This is a genomic window from Acinetobacter sp. SW-226 (genome assembly GCF_055632855.1).
This window is the reverse complement of record NZ_CM145752.1, coordinates 2774740-2793202: the sequence shown is the minus strand read 5'-3', so window position 1 is coordinate 2793202 and position 18463 is coordinate 2774740. Positions and strand designations below refer to the sequence as shown.

Genomic DNA, 18463 nt, shown 5'->3' with positions numbered 1-18463 from the left:
GGTTAGGACTGTGCCGCTTGTACTGTTAAACCACTCCAACGTTTAAATGCACGTCGAAAATTAGTGGCATCGTTAATTTGTAAATACTGAGAAATCTGTTCAGTTTTAAAACCATGCACACGATATAAAATGATGGCGGTATGCAAACGACTTTGATCGAGTTGCGCCTGAAAATGGGTCTGATGCTTTTTCAGTTTACGTTTTAAGGTGGCAGAACTCATTTGAAAATAATCAGCAGTTTGTTCAAGTTGAATATTATTTTGAATATTCTGCATGAAGTATTGATGCAAACTGAGCAAAAAACTCTGTTGAATATTTTGAGCTGTCATTTCTTTCAGCGCATGTTGATAACTGATTGCAGCTAAGGTCGAAGAGGCATTGGGAAGTTTTTCATGGACCAAGTCACGAGGCAGGCTCATCATGTTGATCGGGCGATTAAATTCTAAAGCACTGCCTAAATGCGTCCAATATTGTTCAATATAATCCGGTTCAGAAAAATTAAATTCGAATTTCCACGCTAACTTGGTTTGATACAGTTGACGGCTAAATGCTTGTATTGCACTCATTGCGCTTTCGATTAAAAAGCGATTTTCAAGCTTGTTTTCATCTAACCAATAAATATGAATATGGCTTTGGCTGTACATGAGTCGAGGGCATAACCACGGTGAAACAGACGCGGAAAATGTTAAATAACGGCTAAGCGCTTCATCGAAGGTCGATGCATACAGCATGGATTTAATGGCGTCATTAAAGGGGGTGGTTAGGCTGCGTTGACCGAATAAAAAACTGATGTCCTGATTGCGAAAACACTGCTCAGCATTTGTTAAAACCTGTTGTAACTGTTGCTGGCTAATCAGCTTTTGCCCTGAAAAGATATCTTCCAAGAAAATACCGCTACCACTGAGTAGGACGTGATGTTCGACCTCATGGCTGACTGCTAAATCAATTAAAATAGACAATTGATGATGCGCAGGAATGTAGCTGTAGTCGCATTCAAAGCTCATACCGTGACTCGCTTTGGTGAGTAGTATTGCTTCACTTGGAGCAATTGCTGATTTAAGGCACTCAAAAGTTGCTGAGCAGTTTGGTATTGCCCGACTGAACAGCAGGTCGTGAGTGCTTTTAAAGGAATGTGTTCGGACAGATCACGTTGATAATAAGCACTGACCATAAGCATGCGCTCAAGTTGAGCTGCTATTTTTTCAGCCTGTTGTAGCTTCGTCTCTGGTAACAGCATAATAAAACGATCTCCTGCGAAGCGGCAGAGCAGGTCTTGTGGTCGTAAGTTTAAGCTAATCAATTGTGAAACATGCTGTAAAATAGATGTGCCTTCATCAAAACCATGTGTTTGATTAATCTGATTAAAATTATGCATATCTAACAATATGACGGACATGTCGCTGGGTTCATGCAAGTTTTGCTCAATTGCAGCTTTGAGCTGTGTTTTAAAGTAATGAGCATCGGCCAAAGGGGTGAGTGCATCGAATAAACGATGATCCCGATAAATACGTTCTCGTTTTTGCATGTGTTTAGAAATCGCCAGTTCTTCTTGATGCCAAAAATAAATCCCGATGGTAAATAGGCACAGTCCAATTGGAAAAGGAATGGACTCAAGCCAGGCATCCCACATGATTTCTTTAGGCAGGCGAATAAACTCATCTAAGCTGTCCATCCACATGTGGAAAAAAATAAAACACAGTCCATAAAAGATATAGTTGGTTACACGGCCCAAAGGACGGCTTTTAATAATAAAGAAAATCCAAATACCAATAAAAACAGTTGCTCCCCCTTCACCTAAAATATCGACCCAGTTCCATTCAGCAAACGACTTGCTCTGTCCAAGTAAGATAAACAACCAGAGAGATAAGCTACAGGCAGTCGCTACACATAACAAAGGCCAGCGGTAGTAAGCAAAGTATTTAGGCATAGCATTTTTTGAAATGATTTATTTTCGCCCAAGCTAAACAGATTTAGATGACAGTTTGATGGCAAAGGCTAGAGTCAAAATAGATCAGTGTATTTTTGCTTTTTGAGAATAAAAATGCTGAAAAACCCTATCTTTGTGGTGAATATGCATCATTCTGTATGCTCAGTATTTTCTCTATACAGATCAAATTAGCTCACTTTTTGCTGAAAATGGCCAAAAATAAATAAAAAGGGCAGATCGTAAAAGGCACTGTCACATCATGTTCACATTCAATTTCTATTGTGCGTTCAAACCATGCCACTTTGGCTTGAGGGGAAGAACATAATGCAAAATAATCAGAGCCGTTTCATGAAACATAAGCGTGCGGGTTTTCAGCTCAGTACACTGGTCCTGTCAATGCTGAGCATGACGCATCTACATGCCGAAGATAACACGGTGGAATATGTACAGGTCATTGGCCAAGCTGCAAGTATGGATAAAGCACTCAAAGAACAAAAACGTGCCGACCAAATCAGCAGTGTCGTACATGCCGATGGCATTGGACAATTACCAGATGACAATGCCGCAGAAGCGTTGCAACGGATACCGGGTGTATCTACAGAGCGTGACCAAGGCGAAGGACGTTTTGTTTCAGTTCGTGGTTTAGGTGCTGACTTAAATGCAGTGACCATCAATGGTACTTTGGTTCCCGCGCCTGAAAGCGATCGCCGTGGCGTGGCATTGGATGTCTTACCATCAGAGCTGGTGCAGTCTTTGGCTGTGGTGAAAACGCTGACACCGGATATGGATGCCAACTCATTAGGCGGTACGGTGCAAGTCGAAAGTTTATCAGCCTTTGACCATGACGGTTTGTTTTATACGGGAACGGTTGAAGGTGGTTATGATGAAAAACGGGAAAAATATAGCCCTAAAGCATCGGGTGCCATCAGTAACCGTTTCAGTGTTGGTGAGGGGCAAGACAACCTTGGGGTAGCGCTGGCACTGAGTTATCAAAACCGAAAATTTGGCTCGGACAATGTTGAAACGGGTGGGGCTTGGGATGGCGACGCACTTGAAGAAACCGCAATGCGCCAATATGACATCGAGCGTGAGCGCATTGGTGCAGGGCTGAATTTTGATTACCGCCCCAATGACACAGGCGAATACTATTTAAGAACGTTATATAGCCGATTTAAAGATACCGAATCGCGTCAAGAAGTTTCAGTTGAATTTGCCGATCCACAACTTGCAGGGCAAAGTGGAGATGCCGAAGTCACTCGCTCATTAAAAAGTCGTGTTGAAACGCAAGAAATTCAGTCCTTTGTTTTAGGGGGCAAGCAAGGTTTCGGCACGTGGACTGTTGAAGGCCAACTCGGTTATAGCGAAGCATCGGAGGAAAACCCAGGCGGTATTTCAGGGGCGAAATATAAAGCTGAGTTTAGCAATGTTGGCTTTAGCAGTACCCAAAAGCCAGTTGTAACAGCAGATCAAGATTTTTATGATGCTGCCAACTATGAGCTAGATTCGGTGTCGTGGGAAAAGTCTAAAACCACCGATAAAGAATACAACGGTAAATTAGACTTTTTAAAAGACTATATGTTGGGGAATTATGCTGCTGCATTGAAGTTTGGGGGCAAAATCAGTCAACGTGAGAAAACCAATAATACCGATGAGTGGAAATATAAAAACCTCAGCACATCAAGTTCAGATTTCAATTCAAACAGTCACTATGAACTGGGACAGTTTGGTCCAAGCATCAATGAAAATGCCATTCAGGACAAAATAAATGGGCTAAACGCTGCTGACTATGTGGTTGCGGATGGCTCCATCATTAATGACTTTAAGTCAAATGAAGACATACAAGCGGCTTATGTCATGAATACGATTGATTTGGATCAATTGCGTGTGATTGCTGGTTTACGTTATGAAAATACCAACTTTGAAGCACGTGGTTTTGAGTTTAATGATGATGTGATCACTGCGACCAAATATGAAAATGACTATGATCATTGGTTGCCAAGCTTACATTTGCGTTATCAATTGGCGGACAATACCTACCTGCGTGCGGCATGGACCAATAGTGTCGTGCGTCCGAACTTTGCGCAAAGTGCGCCAGGTGTTTACATAGATGGTGATGAAGCTGAGTTTGGTAACCCAATGTTAAAGCCTTTAGAGTCTTCTAACTTTGATTTGGGTGTAGAAAAGTATTTTGGCAAAGCCAGTATGGTGAGTTTTTATAGTTTTTATAAAGATATCGACAATTTTATCTATAACACCAATATTGCAGGGACAGGTCAGTGGGCTGACTTTGATGAAGCTGTGACTTATAAAAATGGTCAAAGTGCCAAACTCTATGGAATGGAGTTTGCCTATTCTCAAAAATTTGACCACTTAGGAGCACCATGGAACGGGTTCTTGTTGGGTTTAAATACCACCTTTAGTAAGTCAGAAGCGGATATTGATTCGATGAAAGATGGTGAACTTCTGAATCGTCGTATTCATTTGCCAAATCAGTCGGATGTGGTGGCGAATGCGATGCTTGGCTGGGAAAATGAACGTTTTGGTGTACGACTTTCAGCAAATTATAAATCGAGTTATCTGTATGAACTTGGTGACATTGATACGCCTGAAAAAGATATTTATACCGATGACCAAATCTTCCTTGATTTTAGTAGTCATGTGAACTTATCTAAAAACTTACAGCTCAAGTTTGATGTACAAAATATCACCGATGAGCATTATTACAACTATGCAGGTTCTAAGGCTTATAACGCGCAATATGAAGAGTATGGCCCAGCTTACAAACTGGCACTGACCTATACCCATTTTTAAGTCGAATTAAATTTAGTACTCAGGTTTGCTCAACAGAAGCAGACCTGAGGTTCCTTGCCCAATTTTGAGTATCTCTATGAAATTTTCATCTTTTAAATGGTCTGCTTTAAGCAGTTGCTTGCTGTTATTGAGCGCATGCAGTCAGCACAGCGTGCCCCAAGCTCCGCAAAATAGCCAGTCGTTAAGCTCGGTTGAAATACCAATAGATCAGCCTATGGCAGCGAAGTTGCAATTACGTGAAGTCGACATGAATGGGGCGAAAACTGAGGATGTGCAATGGTTAACCTTGAGTGCATGGCCTGAAGTTGCCGCACTGTTGAGCAGTAAAAATAAAGGGCTACAAATTTTAGATGATCAACAAAATGTACTACATCAAATTCAAGGTCAGTTTGGGCGTTTTGATTATCGGATTGGTTCGGAGCGTTTATTGATTGCTGCGTCGAATTTGCAACAACAGCAAATTCAACTGATGAGCATGAACTTAAAAAATAAAGCATGGGACAAGCCTAGTTTTATTCCAAAGCGTTCATTTAAGTCTGAAGATGTTTGCCTATATACCGATGCTCAAGGGCTGAGTTTTGCTTTTTTAGTAGGTGAAGAGGGGCTTGGTGAACAATGGTTGGTGGCTCAGCATGAGAAGGCTTTGGTTCAACCACAGTTGGTACGCCGTCTCAGTTTTCCACCTGCTAGTAGTGTATGCAAAGTGAATGATGCCACAGCAGAGTTGTTTATTAATGAAGCGAATGTTGGCATTTGGGCATATCCAGCTCATTCTGAAGCAGACATGGTGCGTCAGGCGGTGGATCTCGTGCAACCCTTTGGTTCGATTCAAGGTTCACCTTCTGCAATTGCGATTGTAGATGATCATGTCGCGGTACTCGATGCAGAAAAACCTTTGCTTTATCGTTATCAAAAGCAAGATAAGCAATGGAAAGCACAGCCGCCTTTACAACTAGACACGGTGAAAGAAGCAGAGACTTTGAGTGTTCAAGGTAATTTAACTGATAAATCCTTGCTGATTTTAGATGATAAAACCGTGAAAGTGACAGATGTGGAATGGGAAACGCAGACCCAGACCAAAGCCCAAAATATCATCACTATTCCAGCAGAAGTGCAGACGGAGGGTGTGCCAAGTACAGGGGATGCGGCTGATGATCCTGCGATTTGGCATAACGCTGCGCAGCCGAGTCAGTCCCGTATTTTAGCGACAGACAAACAAGGTGGCTTACAGGTCACAGACTTACAAGGCAAAACGGTACAGTACTTGCCTGTAGGGCGATTGAATAATGTCGATGTACGCCACGGTTTTAAATGGGGCAATCAGACAGTCGATTTGGCTGTCGCATCAAACCGTGACCATAACAGCCTGCATCTCTTTGCGATTCAACCCAAAACGGGCAAGGTTTCTGTGCTTGGCGAGTTAGCAACCACATTGGATGATATTTATGGCATTTGCATGTACCGCGATGCTCAAGGGGAAATTTATGCCATTCCCAACGATAAAAACGGGACTTTTGTTCAATACCAGATCACGGCTGCACAGCAAAAATTACGGGCTGAAGAAGTACAACGTTTTTCAGTGAAAACTCAACCTGAAGGCTGTGTCGTAGACGATGCCACAGGGCGTATTTTCTTGGGTGAAGAAGATGTCGCGGTGTGGGTAAAAGATCTCAACCCAAAAACTCAGCTTCCTATGCAGCAGGTGATAGGTGTAGGAGAGGTGATGCATGATGACATTGAGGGGATGGGACTTTATCACGGCAAAAACCAAAGTTATTTGGTGGTTTCAAGCCAAGGCAATGACAGCTTTGTGGTGCTTGATGCCGCTGCACCTTACACGGTTCGTGGCGCATTTCGTATCGGCATCAATACCGACAAAGGCATTGACGCTGTGTCTGAAACAGATGGACTAGATGTGAGTTCCCTAAATTTTGGTGGCAAATGGAAGCGAGGCATGTTGGTGGTGCAAGACGGACGTAAACGTATGCCTGAAACCAATCAGAACTTTAAATATGTGCCTTGGGAAAAAATCGCCCAAGCGCTGCATTTGGACTAAATAACTCTTTAGTACTTTAGTACCTGAGTGAGTACATGGGCTGCTAAAGAATCACAGCCCATTTTAAAAATATATATGTACTGCACCATGCAGTAAAAAAATTGGAGTGCGTTATGCAAGCAACGATGGATCAAATGTCAGTTTGGATGTTGATTAGCCATGCCAGTGTGTTGGTAAAAGTAGTGATGTTGATTTTGGTTTTATCCTCAGTCGTAAGTTGGTATTTAATCGTGCGTCACGGCATGTTACTTCGTGGACAAGAGCAGCTTTGGAACCGTTTTTTAAAGAATTTTAGACAGCAAAAAGATCTCAATCTTTTACAGCAAGATTACCAACAGCCTGAACAACAAAAAGGCGTTGTCAGCATTTTTCAACATGGGGTGGATGAATACCATCAATTGATCAAAGATGAGCAACTCACCACAAGTGATGTGATTGATGGGGTAGAACGTCGTTTACTCAGTAGTATCAGTGAAGAAGAAGAAAAGCTTCAGCAGAATCTAACCTTTCTCGCAACAGTCGGTTCAGTCAGCCCTTATATAGGCTTATTTGGAACGGTCTGGGGCATTATGAATGCGTTTATTGGACTGTCTGCCGTTGAACAGGCAACCCTCAATACAGTTGCACCAGGGATTGCAGAAGCGCTGATTGCGACAGCCATTGGTTTATTTGCCGCTATTCCTGCGGTCGTGGCGTATAACCGTTTTTCGGCACGTGCTGACAAGCTTTCCAGTCGTTATTACGGTTTTGCCAATGAGTTGCAAACGCGTATTTATCGTTTGTTGGGGCACACTGAGCGCACTTCGCGTTAAGGAGCAAGAACCATGATTAAGCGTCCTCAAAAATTAAAACCCAATGCTGAAATGAATGTGGTTCCTTATATTGATGTCATGTTGGTGTTGTTGGTAATTTTTATGGTGACTGCACCAATGTTGACGCAAGGCATTCAAATTGATTTGCCTAAAGTGGATGCCAATGTCATGCCCGCGTCACAACAGCAGCGTATTGTAACCTTATCTATTCAAGCCAATGGCCAGTATTACTGGAATATTGGATCAGAAGTGAATACCGAGAAAGTTACGGATCAGGCCATTGATTTAGCCACTATGCAACAAAAGCTCGTTCCGATTATTCAAAAAGATAAAAGCTTACAGTTTTATGTACGTGCCGATCAGGATGCTGATTATCAACTGGTTGCACAGGCCATAGCATCCTTGCAAAAAAGTGGGGTAACAAACTTGGGGCTAGTGACAGAGGAACCACAATCATGATGGCAACCGTTTCCAAAATTAGGTTTCGTGATCAAGGCCTAGCTCTGTCGGTCACGGCTGGATTGCATATTGCGCTAATTGCATGGTTATGTACGGTTGAGATGCATGAAACATTGGCGGAACCCAAGCCGAAAACCATTCAATTACAATTTGTGCAAATACCCCCTCCAATCAAACAACAACCTGAACCTAAAAAGCCTGAGCCGATAGTCGAAGAAAAACCCTTACATGAGCCTGTCAAAAAACAGCTTGAGAAACCTACTGAAGTCCAACCGAAAACCACCAAGAAGTTTGTAGAGTCACAGAGCAACAAAATTGTACCTACAGCGGCTAAACCGACACAGCAAGTCGTGACGGAAAAGCAAACGGCAGCAGCGGAATCTCAGAAAACAATAGATACGCAGTCTCAAGCGGATATACCAACTCAGACGAAGACCCAGAAATCAGTAGAACCTAAAGCACAAACTCATCCTGAATCATTTGATGTTAAAAATTATCAACCTGTTGCAAAAATAGCACCAGCTTACCCTGAACAAGCTTTGGATCGTAAGCTGGAGGGGGATTGTACGGTGGTGTATAGCGTGAACGAAAAAGGACGGGTAGAAAATCCAAAGGCACAAGGTGACTGCCATCCGATGTTTGTACGACCTTCGATTCAGGCTGCACTCACTTTTAAATATCAGCCTCGTCTCGTCGATGGTAAACCGACCAGTGTGTCGAATGTTAAAAATACCTTCCAATATCGCATCTCAGGTTAAACCGAATGTTTTAGGACTTATATTTTGTGAGAAATATAGCCATACATTTCTTTTCAGAATGGGCTGGGAGCATTGTACAGCATATATCTGATACGCCATGATGCTAAGAAGCTTGAGACAAAGCTTCTTTTTTTTGATGGCATACTTGACCAATCAAAATGCCTTGTTTTCCATACATGACTATTTATACATCGTGAAATGAAGACGAAAACTACAAATGCCCAAACTAGAGCGTTTGCATTCTACATTTCATGCTGTTTCCAGATATAGAACATGAGACTTAAGACCTCATTTTCTATCACAATCTTGTTATTTTATTTTTACTAGGATTGAAAGAAACCGTTATTTTTTTCTGCTTATTTCCTTTGGGGCAAAATTAAATTAATTTTTTTTTGCATGTTTTTTATCCGCCACTCGTCTCTATACATACAAACAAGGGATTTATATACGCTTGCTTGGTTAATGATTATCATTTACTTATTTTGGGTCGGGGCATGGGGCATTCATCAAAACAATTTAAACAGCAGGTGACATATTTAAGTCTCTGTATATCACTAGCCATTTCATCGACATTGGCTATGCAGTCTGTTTCAGCGGCACCACAAGTTGCTGAAATGAATTACCACATTCCACAGGGTAATTTGACCAGTGCGTTGAATTTGGTTGCGCAGAAAGCCAATGTGACTTTGTTACTCGACCCGAAAAAGACCAATCTGTTCCAAGCACCTGCTTTAAACGGAAAATACACAGCCGATGAAGCTTTCCAGCATTTATTAAAAGATACGCCTTTTAGTTTGCAAAAAAATGCGACAGGTTATTTGTTAAAAGAAGCTCCGACTACATCAAAGTCAGATACAGCACAAAATAAGGTCATTGCACAAGCATTGCCTGAGTCGCAAAGTACACAGGCTCTCGATGTGGAAAACCCAAACTCTGTTCATGTACAGCTCGAAGCCCTTAGTTTTAGTGGCGAAAAAGAACGAGATGAGCAAGGCTATGATGATGTCTATGATAAAAATATTTCGACCGTCTATGCAGGCAAAGAAGCGATTGAGCGTTTTAAAGGGACGACGCCTTCAGATTTACTGAAAGGAATGTCGAATGTGTATAGTGGCGATGCTCGTAATAGTGGGGCTTTAGATCCGAATATCCGTGGGATGCAAGGGCAGGGACGTGTACCCGTCACGATTGATGGAACAGAACAGTCGATGACGGTCTGGCGTGGCTACAACGGTGCCAATAGTCGCAGTTATATTGATCCGAATTTGCTCAGCTCGATTCAAGTAGTGAAAGGTTCAGTTTTAGATCGTGATGTGAAAACGGGCATTGCGGGTGGGGTATCGGTTAAGACTTTAGAAGCGGATGATGTTGTACGTGAAGGACAGCGCTATGGTGCTGAAATTAAAGTAGAAGGCGCGACGAATACCACCAAAGCCCAAAAAATGCATTCTTATCATGGGCAAGATTATCGGGATGTCGCAGAATCTAAAGGTTGGGATAAGCTCGGTAGCTATAATGGTGAAGACCCATTGGGTCAAGTGACTCCAAAAACCAGCAGTGACAATAAACTCACACATTTAGAAGATCAGGCACTGCGTATTGCGGTGGCGACCAAACAAGATCAATTTGATTTGCTTGCAGCTTATGCCTATCGAGACCGTGGCAACTACTTTGCAGGAAAGCATAATAGTGACTTTTTTAAGCAGGGCGACCGTAGCAACATTGATTACAATACAGGGCTGGTACCTTATATGGCAACGGTCTGGCAACCGGGCAATGAGGTCACCAATACTTCTAATCGTATGGAATCTTGGCTATTAAAGGGGAACTGGCGACCAAACGATGATCATGCGCTACAACTGACCTATCGAGATACCAACACCATTTATGGCGAAATTATGCCTTCGCGAATTATGTGGCAGACGGAGGATAATGTTCCACAGTGGCCTGTCAGCGAAGTAAGTACGAAGGCTTATAGTTTAAAATATAGATTTAACCCTGAAAATAGCCGTTGGCTTGATTTCAGTGCAAACTTATTTCAGACCGATACAGAATCACAAACCTATTCAGCAGGTGGTTTCGTGAACTGGATTTCAAAACGGGACTATGTTTGGGAAGCCAATGTTGACCGTGATGGAGATGGTGTTCGAGACAGAAGTCCAGGTGATGGTTTTACCATTCTTGACACCGCATTTACCGATGCCAAAACCACTCATAAGGGCGTGAGTCTCAGCAACAAGTTTAACTTTATGGATGCCTTAAGTTTAACTGTTGGAGCGGATTTAACGCGTGAAAAACTGACCACCAAAGATGAATATATCAACGATAGTCAGGGCACCTCTGCTTTTCGTATGTTGCCACGAGCAGGACATCGTTCAGAAAATCAATATTGGTTTAACTTTGATTGGCAGGCGACGTCATGGCTGAACTTAACGGCAGGCGCCCGCTCGGTTTCGTATAGTTCTTTTGATGACTTTTTAAATGGCAATAAAGACAGCATTGCGGGTTTATCGGAAACCACACGGACCATTGGGCAGAAACTGTCTTATACGGAAAACGTCGATGTCTATACCCAAGAAATGTTTGATGAAATGGATCAAAATGGAGCTTTTGCTTATGATTGGGGGGGCGTTAATCTTGCGCTACGCAACCGCGCCAAACGTGCCATTGGAAAAGCCTATCAATTTAAAGGGGTACATTACTGGTATGCCGACGCAGATGGCAAGTTTCATGCAGAGAACAATCCATTCTTAAATGGAACAGTCGACTTAAGTCAAAAAGACTTGGCGCTCAATACCAATGGTCAGCCTGATGTCAGTTCTTCTGAAGTCACAGAGACTAACTCAACTGTGGTGAAAAAGAAAAAAGACCATAAAAATTGGGCACCTGCTGTTTCGGCAGCCATTACATTGAATCCGAACAACCGTTTTTATATTAACTATACTGAAGCCTATCGCATGCCGAGCATGTTTGAAACGACTTTAGGGTTTTCGGCATCACAGTCAGGTTATGATCTAAAACCCGAGCATGCCCACAACTTTGAACTGGCTTATGTATATAACATGAAGGATTTGTTTAACTTACAAAAAGGGCATGCAGACATCAAACTGGCATATTTTCATAATAAAACAGAAGATGTAATTGAACGTAATAACCAACTGAAATTTAGCAATATTGATAAACAGACAGTCGAAGGCTATGAGTTTTCAGGGCGTTTTGACAATGGTAAATACTTTACCGATTTATCCTTGGTTTATAACTCAAAAAATGAAGTCTGCGATGAAAGTTCAGGTCTGCTTGCCAGTCTAGACGCCATGACTATGTCGGGTGTAGCAAAAACCTGTATCAATTATGGTTTCCCAACAGGTTATTTGGTCAATATGGCCTTACCAGAATACCAAGCGAACCTAACCCTCGGCACACGGTTATTGGATAACAAATTAGAGCTAGGCACACGTCTGAATTATTTTGAAGGCTATGACCATCCTTATATTGGAACTGAATTGGTGGCTTGGTTTAACGCACCTTTGCAATGGGATGACACGCTAACCGTCGATGCCTATGCACACTACCAACACAGTGAGCATTTAGGTCTGGATCTAATTGGTACCAACTTAACCAATCAATACTACTTGGATCCTTTAACCCGTTCTGCGGTTGCGGCTCCAGGTCGTGCCTTTAAATTGGCATTGAGCTATAAGTTTTAATTTGAAATAGAAGGTTATTACCTTGATTAATATATGAATATTTTAAAGCTGAATGTTTTGAAATATTCAAAGTAATACCGAAGGTTGGGCACTCTATATAGGCTGAACCTTCAGTAGCAAGTCCATGTATTCACATGTGGATGTATGGAAAATAACAAAACTGTATTCGTACAGTTTAATTGACAATTTACATAGCCCGATCTTTTTTATGCTTTACATCTAGAGAATTGAATCAAGCATAAATACAATCCAAATATGTAAATAATAATCATTAAGATTATCATTTAATTATTGATGATCTTAAATTCTAAATAAAAGGAAATGAACAAATGAAAGTTAAGCAACTTACACTGGCAATGATTGCTTCATTGGGCGTAATGGGTTCTGCACAAGCAGCCTTGGTTTATGGTCAATCGGACACGACCAATTTGTTATTGGGCTCAGCGTATAACCTTTCTGGCACAGCAGCAGGGGGTGTCCAAGGTCAGTTATTGAACTTAAAAGCATCATTTGAAGATCATCTGGTTAGCTTTATTAATAATCCAAATTATGGCGGTACTTATGATCCTGCAACAGGCATCTATGGGTTGGCTGCAGGGATTGATTTGGCCAGTATTCCATTTCCACATACAGGTCTCGGTGTTTGGAAGTTCAAGAATGTAAGCCCCGCTGCAAGCAATGATGTTTGGTTTGGCGAATGGGCCAAAGAGGTGAAAGACAGTGCTGGAAACTATACAGGTGCTGCTGATGCAGCAACCCGTACAGTTTTCTATATTGGCAACAATACTGGCGCATCAGTACCGAATGCAGGTACTGCAACCTATAGCGTGAGTGGCATTAACAATGGAAACAACTTGACTGCCACAGGTGCCAATACCTTTACAGCAAACTTCAATAATGCAACTTTGACGGGCCAATTAACAGGTACAGGAACGGTAAGCAGCCTACAGGTGAATGCTGATATTGATGCAAGCTCAGCAAGCTTCTATGGAACTGCGACTGCAAACGGTTCAATCGCAGGTGATGCATCGGGTCACTTCTTTGGTAACCAAGCGACCAATACTGGTTCTTTAGCGGGTATTGCCCAGTTTGATGACCGTAATTTAGATACAGCCTTTGGTGGTGTTCAGACTTCATATACTCCCTAATTGAAAGGCGTGAAAGACTTACTTCGGTAGGTCTTTCATATTTCTATGTTTTATCTTTTGAGTGTGAGTAATGAAAAAAAAATGGTTAATTGGCATATTCTTTTTAAGTCAACAACATATATATGCAGCAGATGATGACACTCAGTTGCGTTTGAACCAAGAATTACAACAACAGCAATTACAAATAGAACAGCAGTTCAAACAGCAACAAAACATAGATTCTCATCCATTACCGACGATGGTGATTGATGGGGAGGCCGTCCAAGTTCAGCCAAATGTGGAGGAGGTTGGACGTGCTTTATACATTGCAGTCATGCAAAAACAGTGGCAGGCTGCTCAGATTTATTTAAATCGCTATTTAAATTTTAAAGATCATGACCTGTCTTTGGCTTATTTTGCGCAAGCTTCACTGGCAAGAGTACAAGGTCAGGCGCAACAAGCCGAGCAACTATTTCAGCAGGCCTTAGAATTGCAGCCTGAAAATATGATGATTCGTTTGGAATTGGCAAGATTATGGACAGAACAACAAAAAAATAAAGAAGCCAAACAGTTGTTTGAACAAGTGAAACAGCATTTAGCGGGGGCAAATGATCAAATCAGTCACAATATTAATCACAGCATCGACGCATATTTAAAAACTTTAGATCAACGTGATACATGGCAAGGCAATGTAGCTTTGGGGATACGTCATGCAACCAATATTAATAATTCTTCCGAGCGCTATACACTGGTACCCACCATTGTCGGGGTGGATGCAAATGGTGAATATATTATTCGTGACTTAAAGCAAGGTACTCCAGATCCGATTGATGCAAGTGCATTCGACTATGAAACAGTCATCAGTAAACGCTGGTCACTTGTAGGGCAGCATGGATTTGCATTCAAGGCGTTGGGTTATGGAAAAAGTTATCAAAAGCAAAGCGACTATAATGAAACCACGCTCAATTTTAATGCAGGCTATAGTTTTCAAAACCCACGTAATCAAATTTTAGTTGCACCTGTGTTTGAACATCGGCGCTATGCCAATGATACTTTGTCAAATGCTTATGGTATGCGGGCAGAATGGATGCGCTTTATCGGACAGGATAAAGCCTTAAAACTGGAAGCAGAAATTGAAGATGTCGATCATATCTTATATGAAAAACAGAGTGGCATTGAAACGTCGATATTTCTGACCTTTTGGAAAGTTCTACCACAGCAGTGGACGTTGTTTTCAGGATTAGACTATGTCGATCACAATACCGAGGAGCAGTATTTTGCAGCCTATGAGCAACAAGGAGTTCGCTTTGGGTTGAGTAAACCGATCCTAGATGGAATCAACTTGACTGTGTTTAGCTCTTTACGTTGGAGACAGTACGATCAATATGTCAACGGTTTTGGTTTTGATACCCGACGTCATGATTTTGAACAGAATTATACAGCGGTACTGCAAATGCCGAAATTCACACTATATGGTCTGACCCCCAATTTAACCTACAACTATAACCAAAATAAAAGCAATGTAGACTGGCTATATAGCAATGATAAGCAAAGTTTAAGCTTAAAGTTTGAGTACAAATTTTAAATTAAGAGGCTTTCATTTTGACGTAGGTCACATAGTTCCCGATTTGAAAAAACTCAAGCTGAGGATACTGTAACTGGATCAATTGCAGTGTTCCAAGCAAGTCTTGTTGAGGGTTAATAATCCCCGTCACTTTAATTTGGCTGAGTTCTTTTTCATTAAAAATCATGTAGCCACTATGGTAAGCATTTAAGCGATTGAGAAGATCAGGTAAAGCCAGTTCATTGGCCTGAATTTGTTGCATTTGCCATGAAGTTTTGAACATTTGTGTATCAAAAACTTCAATTTTTCCAAGGCCATGAGCGTCAACTTGTATCCGTTGACCTTCTGAAACAATTAAAGGCTTAGCCTGAGTAGTCAGATTAGCACGGGCTTGAACACGTGAATGCAACATATTCAGTGCACTTGTATCGGTATATTGGTTGACAATAAAACGTGTACCAAGTGCTTGATAGTCAGCTTGTTTTGTATGGACGATAAAAGGGCGAGCAGGGTTCTTAGCGACATCAACATAGATATCACCTTGGATCAATTCGATTCGTCTTTGCCCAGTGGTGTAATCCACTTTTATGGCTGATTTAGGCGCGAGGGTTAGCATTGAGCCATCATCGAGTACAATATTCTTCACTTCACTGGTTGCAGTTTTATAGTCTGCAAAATAATAAGAAAAGGGAATATAAGTAAAACTCAAATAACCAAGACAACTGATGGCCATCAGTGAGAAAACAGCCTGATTAAACAATGAGATAACTTTTTGTTGTTCATGCTCAATGGCTTGAAAGGTTTGTTCGACAGTTTCACCATGTAGGTTTTGCTGGCGTGATAGGTTCTGCATTTCAAGATCAAAGTCTCGAAATTCTTCAAAATAGGGCAGATATTGCGGATGATTTCTTTGCCAAGCCTGAAACTCTTGCTGAACTTGTGCACGCTCAGTTGGGTTGTCACAGTTGAGTCGAATCACCCAAAGGGCAATTTCTTTACGAATATGCCGAGCGTCTTTCATTCTTCGCATTCTGCGTGCATTTTATGGCGTAGCTCATAACAGAGACTGAGTCCATCGGCTAAATAGCCTTGTATGCTACGCAGTGATTTTCCTGTTAATTCAGCAATCTCAGTTTGGCTATAGCCTTCAATATAATACAGAATAAAGGACTGGCGCACTTTAGCGGTGGTTTTACCTAAGGCAACCGATAGAAAATCCAGAATTTGTATGGTGTCTTCAATAGTGTTGTCTTGAATTAGCTCTTGTCCTAATTGAGCTTCATCGTAGAGATTTTTTAAGTAATTGGTTTCAATTACATTACGTCGATGCTGATCAATCAAAACGTGTTTTGCAATATTGATGAGATAGGCTTTGGGTTCTTGGATCGAAGCCAACTTATGTTTGGCTTGGATTAAACGCACAAAAGTATCTTGCACAATATCGGCAGCATTAAAGGGATGCCGAATGCGATATCTGAGCCATTGAATTAACCAGTCATGGTGCTGAAGATAAAGTTCACCAATTAACTGTTGCTGTGCTTTGGAAGAGGTGGAAGGAGACATAATACTTCCCCAAGGGTTTAAATGATATTGATTATCATTTATGATGTGTCCAAATGCAATAGTGCGTAAAGTAAAAAAGACGATTTTTCAGTACAGAGAAGAAAGTTAAATTATTTTTGCGTATTTTGAACTTTTTGTTCGTCTATATGTATAAGTCCAGTTTTACAGTTTAGAAAAATCATCAATCTCAAGAGATCCGAAAGCGTGATTCGAGTTGTTGGGAAATTCTGAAAAGAACAAACGTGGAAATCAGTACAAACAGGAACCATAGGATTTAAACGTGACCACCAGTATGAACCCGCAGCTAGAAACAAGTCTGTCACAGCGTCTAAAAACGGAAACTTCGACAGAACATGATCGAATGGAACAGTTAATGGCACAAGCAAAAGTCTTTGAAAACCAAAGTAACTATGCGCGCTTTACTTTATCTCAGTATTATTTCCAGAAAGATGTTGAACACTTATATGCACATCCTGAAGTGGTACGTATTATCCCAGACTTAGATGTGCGTGGTCGTTCAGATGCTGCGCTGTTGGACTTAAAAGATCTAGGGTTAGCACCTCAATCCAGTAGCATTGCAACAGATCATGTTAGCTTTCCTCAAGCTTTGGGCTGGATCTATGTGTCTGAAGGTTCGACTTTAGGTGCAGCATTTTTATTTAAAGCCGCGCAGAGCCAGTTTGGTTTTAGCGCTGACTTTGCTGCGCGTAATTTAGCTGCTTATCCAGAGGGGCGTGCTGTGGTCTGGAAACGTTTTAAGCAGGCTATGGATGATGCCAACTTCAGTCAAGAGCAGCAAGATCAGGTGATTGAAGGGGCGATGCAAGGCTTTTCTCGCTTTGGTCAATTGTTAGCAGACTTAGAACAATTGAAGTAAGAGGCAGACATGCAAAATACCGAGTTAAGTTCAATATCCAAACCTAAGGATGACTCAGATTCAAATCTTGCAAAATCAATTTGGGTACGTTGGGTGTGTATTGGGCTTGCTTGGGTCTGTTTGGCTATAGGCACATTAGGAATCATTATTCCTGGTTTACCTACTTTTGATTTTTATTTTTTAGCCACTATTTTTGCCGCTAAAGGTTCGGCGCGTTTACATCGTTGGATTGTACAGAATCGGGTTATTGGTCCTATTTTACAACAATGGAAAGAACATAAAACCTTACCGACAAAAGCGAAAATACTTTCTTTGTTGAGTATGAGTCTTGCTGCTGGACTTATGCTTTGGAAAGTACCACATCCTTATTTTGTCGGTATTGCAATTATTATTATGATCGCTGTGCAAATTTGGATTTGGTGGAAAAAATAATCATAAAATCAATAAGTGTAGAAAACTATCAGCACGCTATTCATGTGCTGATAGGGTATGAAGAACCCAAATTTTAATAAAAACAATCAGTTTTTAAATCTATAAAAAAGATGAATGTTTATTTTTATCTGCTTGAGTAAATTTTATTTTTCTAAGAGAAGAGGCTTAAACTAGAGCTTCTGCCAGATTTGATTTTTATCATCATAAGAGACAGTAAAATTAAAACGTGAATCCGCTGTCACAAGGTAACCCGTTGGGGTTTTCATGATGACTTTTAAAATGGTGCCTTCTTCAAAGTTAATGGGCGGAAAGTCTTCTTTTGTCAGTGTTAGTGGTTTTATCAGTTCAAGTACTAGTGTTTCCATGGAAC

The 18463-nt window shown here is 41.3% G+C and carries 15 protein-coding genes; 10 read left to right on the top strand and 5 right to left on the bottom strand.

The window, feature by feature from the left end; all coding sequences use genetic code 11:
- Positions 1–2 precede the first annotated feature (2 nt).
- Positions 3–1004, bottom strand: a complete 1002-nt coding sequence (locus ACZ8ZH_RS13340) for a helix-turn-helix transcriptional regulator (RefSeq protein ID WP_005234808.1) — start codon at positions 1002–1004, stop codon at positions 3–5.
- Positions 1001–1927, bottom strand: a complete 927-nt coding sequence (locus ACZ8ZH_RS13335) for a diguanylate cyclase domain-containing protein (protein ID WP_119064240.1) — start codon at positions 1925–1927, stop codon at positions 1001–1003. The genes ACZ8ZH_RS13340 and ACZ8ZH_RS13335 overlap by 4 nt, the downstream gene beginning before the upstream one ends.
- A 324-nt stretch (positions 1928–2251) precedes the next feature.
- On the opposite strand from ACZ8ZH_RS13335, the gene ACZ8ZH_RS13330 reads away from it, so the two are divergent.
- From ACZ8ZH_RS13330 to ACZ8ZH_RS13295, 8 genes are all read left to right on the top strand, one after another.
- Positions 2252–4738 (top strand): TonB-dependent receptor, encoded by a 2487-nt coding sequence (locus tag ACZ8ZH_RS13330; protein ID WP_086208629.1) that lies wholly within the window; start codon positions 2252–2254, stop codon positions 4736–4738.
- A 76-nt stretch (positions 4739–4814) separates the two neighbouring features.
- Positions 4815–6794 (top strand): phytase, encoded by a 1980-nt coding sequence (locus tag ACZ8ZH_RS13325; RefSeq protein WP_119064242.1) that lies wholly within the window; start codon positions 4815–4817, stop codon positions 6792–6794.
- Positions 6795–6907: 113 nt separating this feature from the next.
- Positions 6908–7606, top strand: a complete 699-nt coding sequence (gene tolQ, locus ACZ8ZH_RS13320; RefSeq protein ID WP_049590884.1) for a protein TolQ — start codon at positions 6908–6910, stop codon at positions 7604–7606.
- A gap of 12 nt (positions 7607–7618) precedes the next feature.
- On the top strand, positions 7619–8065 hold the full coding sequence (gene tolR, locus ACZ8ZH_RS13315; protein WP_086208627.1) for a protein TolR: 447 nt from the start codon (positions 7619–7621) through the stop codon (positions 8063–8065).
- Positions 8062–8823, top strand: coding sequence for an energy transducer TonB (locus ACZ8ZH_RS13310; RefSeq protein WP_171405806.1), 762 nt, complete (start codon positions 8062–8064; stop codon positions 8821–8823). Before tolR ends, ACZ8ZH_RS13310 begins: the two co-directional genes overlap by 4 nt.
- Positions 8824–9317: 494 nt before the next feature.
- Positions 9318–12530, top strand: coding sequence for a TonB-dependent receptor domain-containing protein (locus tag ACZ8ZH_RS13305; protein WP_119064244.1), 3213 nt, complete (start codon positions 9318–9320; stop codon positions 12528–12530).
- 329 nt (positions 12531–12859) lie between these two features.
- Positions 12860–13678 carry a Slam-dependent surface lipoprotein gene (locus ACZ8ZH_RS13300; protein WP_087527941.1) on the top strand — a complete coding sequence of 273 codons (819 nt, stop codon included), beginning with the start codon at positions 12860–12862 and terminating at the stop codon, positions 13676–13678.
- 70 nt (positions 13679–13748) lie between these two features.
- Positions 13749–15242 carry a surface lipoprotein assembly modifier gene (locus ACZ8ZH_RS13295; RefSeq protein ID WP_119064246.1) on the top strand — a complete coding sequence of 498 codons (1494 nt, stop codon included), beginning with the start codon at positions 13749–13751 and terminating at the stop codon, positions 15240–15242.
- Between the two features lies 1 nt (position 15243).
- On the opposite strand, the gene ACZ8ZH_RS13290 is transcribed toward ACZ8ZH_RS13295, so the two are convergent.
- Both ACZ8ZH_RS13290 and ACZ8ZH_RS13285 read right to left on the bottom strand, forming a co-directional pair.
- Positions 15244–16242 carry a FecR family protein gene (locus ACZ8ZH_RS13290; RefSeq protein ID WP_470247755.1) on the bottom strand — a complete coding sequence of 333 codons (999 nt, stop codon included), beginning with the start codon at positions 16240–16242 and terminating at the stop codon, positions 15244–15246.
- Positions 16239–16784, bottom strand: a complete 546-nt coding sequence (locus tag ACZ8ZH_RS13285) for an RNA polymerase sigma factor (protein WP_086208621.1) — start codon at positions 16782–16784, stop codon at positions 16239–16241. Before ACZ8ZH_RS13285 ends, ACZ8ZH_RS13290 begins: the two co-directional genes overlap by 4 nt.
- 280 nt (positions 16785–17064) lie before the next feature.
- Here ACZ8ZH_RS13285 and ACZ8ZH_RS13280 point away from each other — a divergent pair, with 280 nt between their 5' ends.
- Both ACZ8ZH_RS13280 and ACZ8ZH_RS13275 read left to right on the top strand, forming a co-directional pair.
- Positions 17065–17661 carry a biliverdin-producing heme oxygenase gene (locus ACZ8ZH_RS13280; RefSeq protein WP_416332350.1) on the top strand — a complete coding sequence of 199 codons (597 nt, stop codon included), beginning with the start codon at positions 17065–17067 and terminating at the stop codon, positions 17659–17661.
- Between the two features lie 9 nt (positions 17662–17670).
- Entirely contained in the window at positions 17671–18093 is a 423-nt protein-coding gene (locus ACZ8ZH_RS13275) for a YbaN family protein (RefSeq protein WP_119064250.1), read from the top strand.
- 170 nt (positions 18094–18263) lie between these two features.
- On the opposite strand, the gene ACZ8ZH_RS13270 is transcribed toward ACZ8ZH_RS13275, so the two are convergent.
- On the bottom strand, positions 18264–18458 hold the full coding sequence (locus tag ACZ8ZH_RS13270; RefSeq protein WP_119064252.1) for a hypothetical protein: 195 nt from the start codon (positions 18456–18458) through the stop codon (positions 18264–18266).
- Positions 18459–18463: the final 5 nt, after the last annotated feature.